This window comes from Bacteroidales bacterium, assembly GCA_014860585.1.
In the GTDB taxonomy this organism is placed as follows: domain Bacteria; phylum Bacteroidota; class Bacteroidia; order Bacteroidales; family 4484-276; genus RZYY01.
Map to the genome: position 1 here is coordinate 1 of JACZJL010000070.1, position 6,812 is coordinate 6,812.

The window sequence follows — 6,812 nt, forward strand, 5'->3', positions numbered from 1 at the left end:
CCCTTAGCATAGGCTCTCCGCTGCCGGAAGACTTCGATTTAAATTGCAGGGTATAAGCTTGCAAAAATTAATCTTCCATTTTCATGACTTAATTTTTTCGAAATAGGCAAACTCAAATTCTTTAACCAGCGACAAATCTTCAGATTTTGTGGCTTGATAACCCTCAACCAATTTCAACATCAATTGGTCTTTCTCCCAAACTTCGGCCAAATCCTGATTATCCATATTCATCTGCTCCATGCGGAATTTTATTGCTTCAATCGGATCAGGGGCTTCAATCGGAAAGTATTCATCTTCATATTTTTCAATTAAAAGCACCAACAATTCTGCTTCATCACCTTAAGGCGAATTTGCCGGGGCATCAAAAATTGCCTCAAGTCTTTTAAAAGCCTGGTTATATTCTTCCTCTGTTTTAAACACTTTCATAGCTTTTACTTTTTAGATTTTATCAGCATCAAGTAAGCCAGAGGTTACTTTTATAGGATTTGCAGACCTTTGATTCTTTGAAAATGCTTTTTATTGGATGATAGAATTGGCAGCTTGTGAATCATGCAGGTGGAAGCAATAAAAATATCACGGAATTCGATCATATTATTCGATTTCCTTAGATCGTGATAAATTTTGGAGGCACGAATACTGACTTCTTCATCAAAAGGAAGAATTATCGTATCGTCAGTTAATAGGTGAACATCTTGCGTTTTTTGTTTATCCGTTGCACCAATTAAAAGTTCATACAATGTAACTGAAGAAATGCAAATTCTCAGATTATCAGAAATTGTATATAAAACTGTATTTCTTTTATCCTTCGCTCTCAGATAATCAATAAAAATACTTGTATCAACTACCACTCCTGAGCTTTCCATTGATTAAAATTTTGCTGGTTTTGAATCATTAAATCAACATCTGCATCGCTCCAAACCGATACCTCTAAAATTTTCTTTTTGTAATCAGATTGTACCGAATCTTGCGATTTTAATTCTTTCGACAATAAGAACTCAATAAAATCGAGTACCTGTTTTCTTGCATCCGGTTCCAATAAATTGAACTTAAGTGTTAAATCGTTCATAATCTTTGTTTTTACAAAAATATTGAAAATATTAAAAATGCAATCCAATTTCTTAGATTGGCATTTTCGATAACCTTAAATCCGCAATCTCATCCTTTACTTCTGAAAGTCACGGGGTGACTCTTTTCTTGGTGAACCTGCGATAGTAATGAAAATCAGAAAGTCACCCCGTGACTGCAGATTTAAGGGATAGCAATTTTTTTCGTTTGGAATTTTTCAAACGAATCAATCCGTGGCAAAACCTTCGAGAGGCGGCCAAATTTGCAATGAGTAAAAATCACCAATTGCAAATTTCCGCCTTGCATTTCCTCTCATCTCATGGACGGAGCAGTTTACTTTACCTCTTCCTGAAAAACGTCCTTCTGGGTCGGATGTCTGCACTGTCTTGCCTCAGTTCCCGGTTAGTGTTTCCGGGCTTTGAGATGGTAGCTGCCGCGTGAGGATTTTTTTCGATGGCCGCGAAGCCCTCCATCTGCCTCACCTCTATGGAGGAGGGCAGCAACTTGTTGATGTCTTTCAGGCTGCCGCGCTCATCGGATGAGCAGAACGAAATGGCGGTTCCCTTCAGTCCGGCGCGGGCTGTACGGCCAATGCGGTGGATGTAGGTTTCGGGCACTTCGGGGAGCTCATAATTAATTACGTGTGAAAGTCGTTCTACGTCAATGCCACGTGAGGCAATATCGGTGGCAACCAGCACTTTGATTGTGCGGTTTTTGAAACCGGTCAAAGCCCGCTGCCTGGCCTGCTGCGATTTGTTTCCGTGAATGGCTTCGGCAGTGATGCCAACTTTGTTCAGGTCCTGTGCTACGCGGTTTGCCCCGTGTTTGGTTCGGGTAAAGATCAGCACGGTCTCGATTTCGTCGGATTGCAAAACCTGGTGCAGCAGCGCTTTTTTGCCGGCTTTTTCTACATAATACACCGACTGGTTGATGCCTTCTGCGGGCGTGGAAGCTGGAACGGCGTTGATCATCACCGGATTGTGAAGCAGGCTGCTGGCCAGCGCCCTGATTTCTGGTGGAATAGTAGCTGTAAAAAATCCGGTTTGCCTGCGGGCAGGGAGTTTGGCAATGATGCGTTTGATGTCCGGAGCAAAACCCATGTCGAGCATGCGGTCGGCTTCGTCGAGGATAAAAAATTCAACGCGGTCGAGGCGGATAAATCCCTGGTTCATCAGGTCGAGCAGACGACCGGGAGTAGCAATCAGGATATCAACCCCTCTGCGAAGAATGGTTGTTTGGGGAAGCTGTGAAACGCCGCCATAAACCACGGTGTGTCTTAATTTCAGCCCTTTGCCGTAGTCGCTGAAGCTGTCGCTGATCTGGATGGCCAGTTCACGCGTGGGCGCCACAACCAGCGCCCTGATTCCGCCAGAGCGGCTATCAGTTGACGAAAGCGAGAGATTCTGAAGAATGGGAATGGCAAAAGCTGCCGTTTTCCCGGTGCCCGTCTGGGCTGTGCCAAATACGTCGGCGCCTTTTAAAAATTGTGGAATTACCTTTTCCTGTATGGGAGTGGGTGCGATGTAACCCATTTGTTTGAGCGCCTGGGTTATAGGCGCGATGATGTTCAGATTTTCGAATGTCATAAAAATTAGTTAAAGTGTAAGCAGCCGCTTAGCAACCGTGCTTCTTCGGTTAGTCCTGAGTTGAATGTTGAAGTGATCGTGAAATAACAAGGGGATGAATGGCAGGGAAGGGATAAATCTATAAATTGATTGTCAGCTACTTTTTAATAAAGTGCAAAGAACGGTATTATAAACGGATAATGGGTGAAAAAGTTTTGTCAGGGTAAGAAAGATAGCAATTAGAGTGTCATAGGGAGTTTAAAATCAAAAGGTTAAACATTTATTGTAGATTTGGTTTATCATTTAAAGTATTCATGGTAGACAAATTGAATTTGCTAATGTCTGTTTGTTACGAAAATTTCATTTTCATTCGCTAAAATTAATTAGTGAAAAATATTTGTTTCAACGTTTGTTTCTCGGTCAAGTTTTCAATCTTCGGACTGGCTCTAAATTTTACTGTACCTTATCATGAGGCTGTCTTAAAAGTCTTTCATTTGGATTTTCAACGTTTTTTAACCCTTGATCCCTTCCCAAAGGGATGCCTTTGACAAAAGGGAAAACGTTGAAAATCAGGCTCCCTTTAGGGTCGGGGTGCTCCTGATTTTCAACGGTTCGGGTTAAATCTATACTTTTGAGACAGCCTCTTTATTTTTAATATCTCAATCTATAACTACTAATTGCGTTCCTTTGTATGAAGAGAAAATTTGATTTTTAATCAAAAGCCAATTTCATGAAAAAAACAGTTTTACCAGTTTTACTCGCAACAATCTGGATCAGCATTTCAGAATTTGTGCGCAATGAGTTTTTAGTGAAATCTTACTGGACCGGCCACTATGAGCAGCTTGGTCTTGTTTTTCCATCCGAACCTCTCAATGGCGCCATCTGGGGTTTATGGTCGCTGCTGTTTGCCATCGCCATTTTCGTCATTTCCAAGAAATTCTCCCTTGTCCAAACCACGCTTTTAACCTGGTTTGTTGGGTTTTTGCTGATGTGGGTGGTCATTGGAAATATGGGGTTCCTGCCGGAAGGGATATTGTTTTTTGCTGTTCCGCTCAGCTTGCTTGAAGCGTTTGTTGCTGTGCTGATTATCAGGAAATTGTCTTAGAGAGTCTAAAGTGCCCCAGGATCAAAGAGTTGTAAGTATTGAACAATTTGCCTTCGTGAGTTTTTCCAATCTCAATACCTGACAGTGTGCGAAGGTCCTAGCAGGTTTTTTCAATTTTTTTGTTTAGCCTTTAAACAAAATATCTAAACAAATGTTAGTTGCTTTAAGGTAAAGATAATTTTCGTGTCTTGCTTTTTGAACCAAATTAGGTAAATGACAACTGAAAAACTCATTAATTTATTAATCAACATCTTAATCATTATAAACCAACTTAACTGTCATGAAAACTTTAATCAACTTATTCCTTTTTGTGCTGCTTTCGATGCCTATTTTTGCACAGCAGATAATTTTGGGAGAGCGTACACTTGAGAAAATCCAGAACGAGCGACTAAAAGTTTTGGAAAATTATAGCAAGAATTCGCCTTTGGTTGAATCCACAAAATTTTTAGCGCAGCCATTGCCAATACCCTATTCTTACCACGAAACCAGCCAGGTGTTGTCGTGGGACAATGGCAATTTCTACACTGCCCTTGGTAGCTATAATGCTTTGGATCTGGATGTGGCAATCCGTTTCGAACCATTAGATTTACAAAATGTTTCAGGTTACTTTTTAACAGCTATTCAGGTATTTGCTTACGACGAAATGAATTTTACCTTAAAGGTGTGGCAGGGACCTGTTGGCAATAATACTGAAATTTATGCTCAGGATGTGAACGAATTTATCATTGGTGAATTGAACACATTTGAACTCGACACCCCTGTTGCCATTGATGTAACCCAGGAATTCTGGATTGGTTTCAGCGCATCAGTTGAGGCCGGTTTTTATCCTCTTGGAATTGATGAAGGGCCTGCAGTGCAATTTAAAGGGGATATGATCAGGCTTGCCGGCGGTGAATGGGAATCATTATCTCAAAGTTACGGGATTAATTTTAACTGGATCGTTCGTGGGTTTGCCGAAATACTTGCTGATCCACAGTCGCCTGCAAGCCCCGGGAACGTGAGCGCAGAGGCTGCTCCTGAAGGCGGTTTAAGCGCCTCAATCAGTTGGGTTAACCCTTCAGAAACTTTTGGTGGCGACCCGCTCACCGAATTGACCGAAATCTTCATCGAGCGCAACAACGAGGTAATTGCTACCATTGAAGATCCTGAAATTGGAAGTCTGGCTTCTTTTGAGGATAATACTATCGCCGAATCAGGCATTTATTTTTATAAAATCTATGGCGTGAACAGTTTCGGCAATGGTGCGCAGGGTTCAGTGACTGACTACATCGGTACAGATATTCCGACAGCACCCGGCAATGCACAGCTCGAAGTGACGGGCAATGACGGTTTTGTAACCTGGAATGCTCCAACGCAGGGAATCAATGGAGGTTATATTGATGAAGCAGAGCTTTTTTACACCGTAGAACGCCTCCCCGGTAATGTAGTTGTTGCACAAAACTTAGCCGTAACTGAATTTCTTGATACGCAGATTCCAGGTCCGGGAAACTATTTCTATCAAATTACTGCAGCCAATTACATTGGCGAAGGCGGAACTGCCGCCACCAATGTGGCCGTGCTTGGTGTAGATGGATACTTAATGTACGAGATGTTTGATTATCCCTATGGACAACTTCCCCCTGGCTGGACACTAACAGGTACCCAGGTGGGATGGTCAGTCAGTGTAACTCCTTTTGCAGGAGGTGAGCCTAACGAATTGCGGCTTTATTGGGCGCCGGTGCTAAATGGCAGCAGTCGCCTGGTAACTTATCCGATAAGCACTGGAGACATGGATTTTTATCGTTTTAAATTCAAGCAAATGTTTGAACTCTATCCCGGTTATTCAAGCGATGATTTACTTGGAATTGATATTACATTTGATGATGGTGAAACCTGGGAAACCTTATGGGAATATGTTACCATCACTAATATTCCGGCAGATGAATTTCAGCTTCCGATTTCCGTTCCTCAGGGAGCAAATACCATGCATCTTGGATTCCGCTTTGAGGGAAATACGTTTAATATTGAGAATTGGGCGCTTGATGATATGATCATAGAGCCTGTTCTGGAAAATGACCTTGAAGGCCTTTCAATTGATGGTTCAACCACTTTATCAGAGGGCTTTGCATCTACCTTTGTCGTGAATATTCGCAACAACGGATCGGTTTCTCAAGATAATTACGCAGTAAAATTGATGAAAAATGGAACTGAAGAATTAGCTTCAGTTTCCGGAAATCTGATAGCTCCTGCCGAGGTGCAATCTTATGAATTTAGCTGGACTCCTGCAGCTGGCGATGTTGGTAATGTATCGCTTTCGGGTTATGTGGATTTTGCAGGCGATGAACTGCCCTCCAACAACACTACCAGCGAATTGAATGCACAAGTTTTTCCGCAAGGAATTATTCCTATAGAAATTGGCGATGGAAATTTCTATACACCCTTGCCTTATGATTTTTTCTGGGAATACAGTCTTTCCCAAACTCTCTATTACCCTGAAGAAATCGGGTTTCCTGGTGGAGCTATTTTTGCCTTAGCCTATGAGACTTCTTTTGCACAGGAGAAGATAGATAAAGCAATCCAAATCTGGATCGGTGAAACAACCCAGGAGGATTTGACCAACGGATGGATTGACCCTTCAACGTTGCAATTGGTTTTCGATGGTACAGTGGATTTTCCGGCCGGAAACAATGATGTTGTGATCACGCTCGATCAACCTTATATTTACACTGGTGGTAACCTTGTGATTTATTCCTACAAATCGGATGAGAGTTGGTCTTCTGGAAATCATTTTCTGAGTTCTAATGATCCTAATCGACACAGGTCACTAAAAGCCATTCAGGATTTTGCACCTTTCGATCCACAGAATCCGCCTGCATCACAACAGCCTTCGTCCTACTATCCTGATATTACCATGTTTCTGAACCTTTCAGGATTTGGTTCTGTCGAGGGTACAGTTTCTGATGGTGCAAATCCTCTGGAAGGGGTTGAAGTAACGCTGAGTGGCTCTGCCCAGCCCGCATTCACCAATGCTGAGGGTGTTTACAATTTCCCGGCAGTAATTGCAGGAACCTACTCAGTACAGTTTGATTTATTCGGCT

Annotated in this window: 6 protein-coding genes; 2 read left to right on the plus strand and 4 right to left on the minus strand. The window is 42.2% G+C overall.

The features are described 5' to 3' along the window. Window positions 1–81: 81 nt before the first annotated feature. The 4 genes from IH598_07655 to IH598_07670 all read right to left on the minus strand — a co-directional run bounded on the left by IH598_07655 (window position 82) and on the right by IH598_07670 (window position 2,651). Window positions 82–318, minus strand: coding sequence for a hypothetical protein (locus tag IH598_07655; protein MBE0638378.1), 237 nt, complete (start codon window positions 316–318; stop codon window positions 82–84). A 158-nt stretch (window positions 319–476) separates the two neighbouring features. After that, window positions 477–863 (minus strand): type II toxin-antitoxin system VapC family toxin, encoded by a 387-nt coding sequence (locus IH598_07660; protein ID MBE0638379.1) that lies wholly within the window; start codon window positions 861–863, stop codon window positions 477–479. After that, complete coding sequence (locus IH598_07665; GenBank protein MBE0638380.1) at window positions 842–1,066, minus strand: hypothetical protein; 225 nt, start codon at window positions 1,064–1,066, stop codon at window positions 842–844. The genes IH598_07660 and IH598_07665 overlap by 22 nt, the downstream gene beginning before the upstream one ends. 337 nt (window positions 1,067–1,403) lie before the next feature. Beyond that, on the minus strand, window positions 1,404–2,651 hold the full coding sequence (locus IH598_07670; GenBank protein ID MBE0638381.1) for a DEAD/DEAH box helicase: 1,248 nt from the start codon (window positions 2,649–2,651) through the stop codon (window positions 1,404–1,406). A 709-nt stretch (window positions 2,652–3,360) separates the two neighbouring features. On the opposite strand from IH598_07670, the gene IH598_07675 reads away from it, so the two are divergent. Next, the gene (locus tag IH598_07675; protein ID MBE0638382.1) at window positions 3,361–3,735 is read left to right on the plus strand and encodes a hypothetical protein; all 375 of its coding nucleotides are present in this window, start codon (window positions 3,361–3,363) and stop codon (window positions 3,733–3,735) included. Between the two features lie 280 nt (window positions 3,736–4,015). Next, window positions 4,016–6,812: hypothetical protein (locus IH598_07680; protein ID MBE0638383.1), on the plus strand; the 2,797-nt coding region annotated here is incomplete at its 3' end.

Coding starts and splice junctions, on each gene's coding strand:
- IH598_07670 (MBE0638381.1), bottom strand. CDS start 2,651: ATGACATTCGAAAATCTGAACATCATCGCGCCTATAACCCAGGCGCTC.
- IH598_07665 (MBE0638380.1), bottom strand. CDS start 1,066: ATGAACGATTTAACACTTAAGTTCAATTTATTGGAACCGGATGCAAGA.
- IH598_07660 (MBE0638379.1), bottom strand. CDS start 863: ATGGAAAGCTCAGGAGTGGTAGTTGATACAAGTATTTTTATTGATTAT.
- IH598_07675 (MBE0638382.1), top strand. CDS start 3,361: ATGAAAAAAACAGTTTTACCAGTTTTACTCGCAACAATCTGGATCAGC.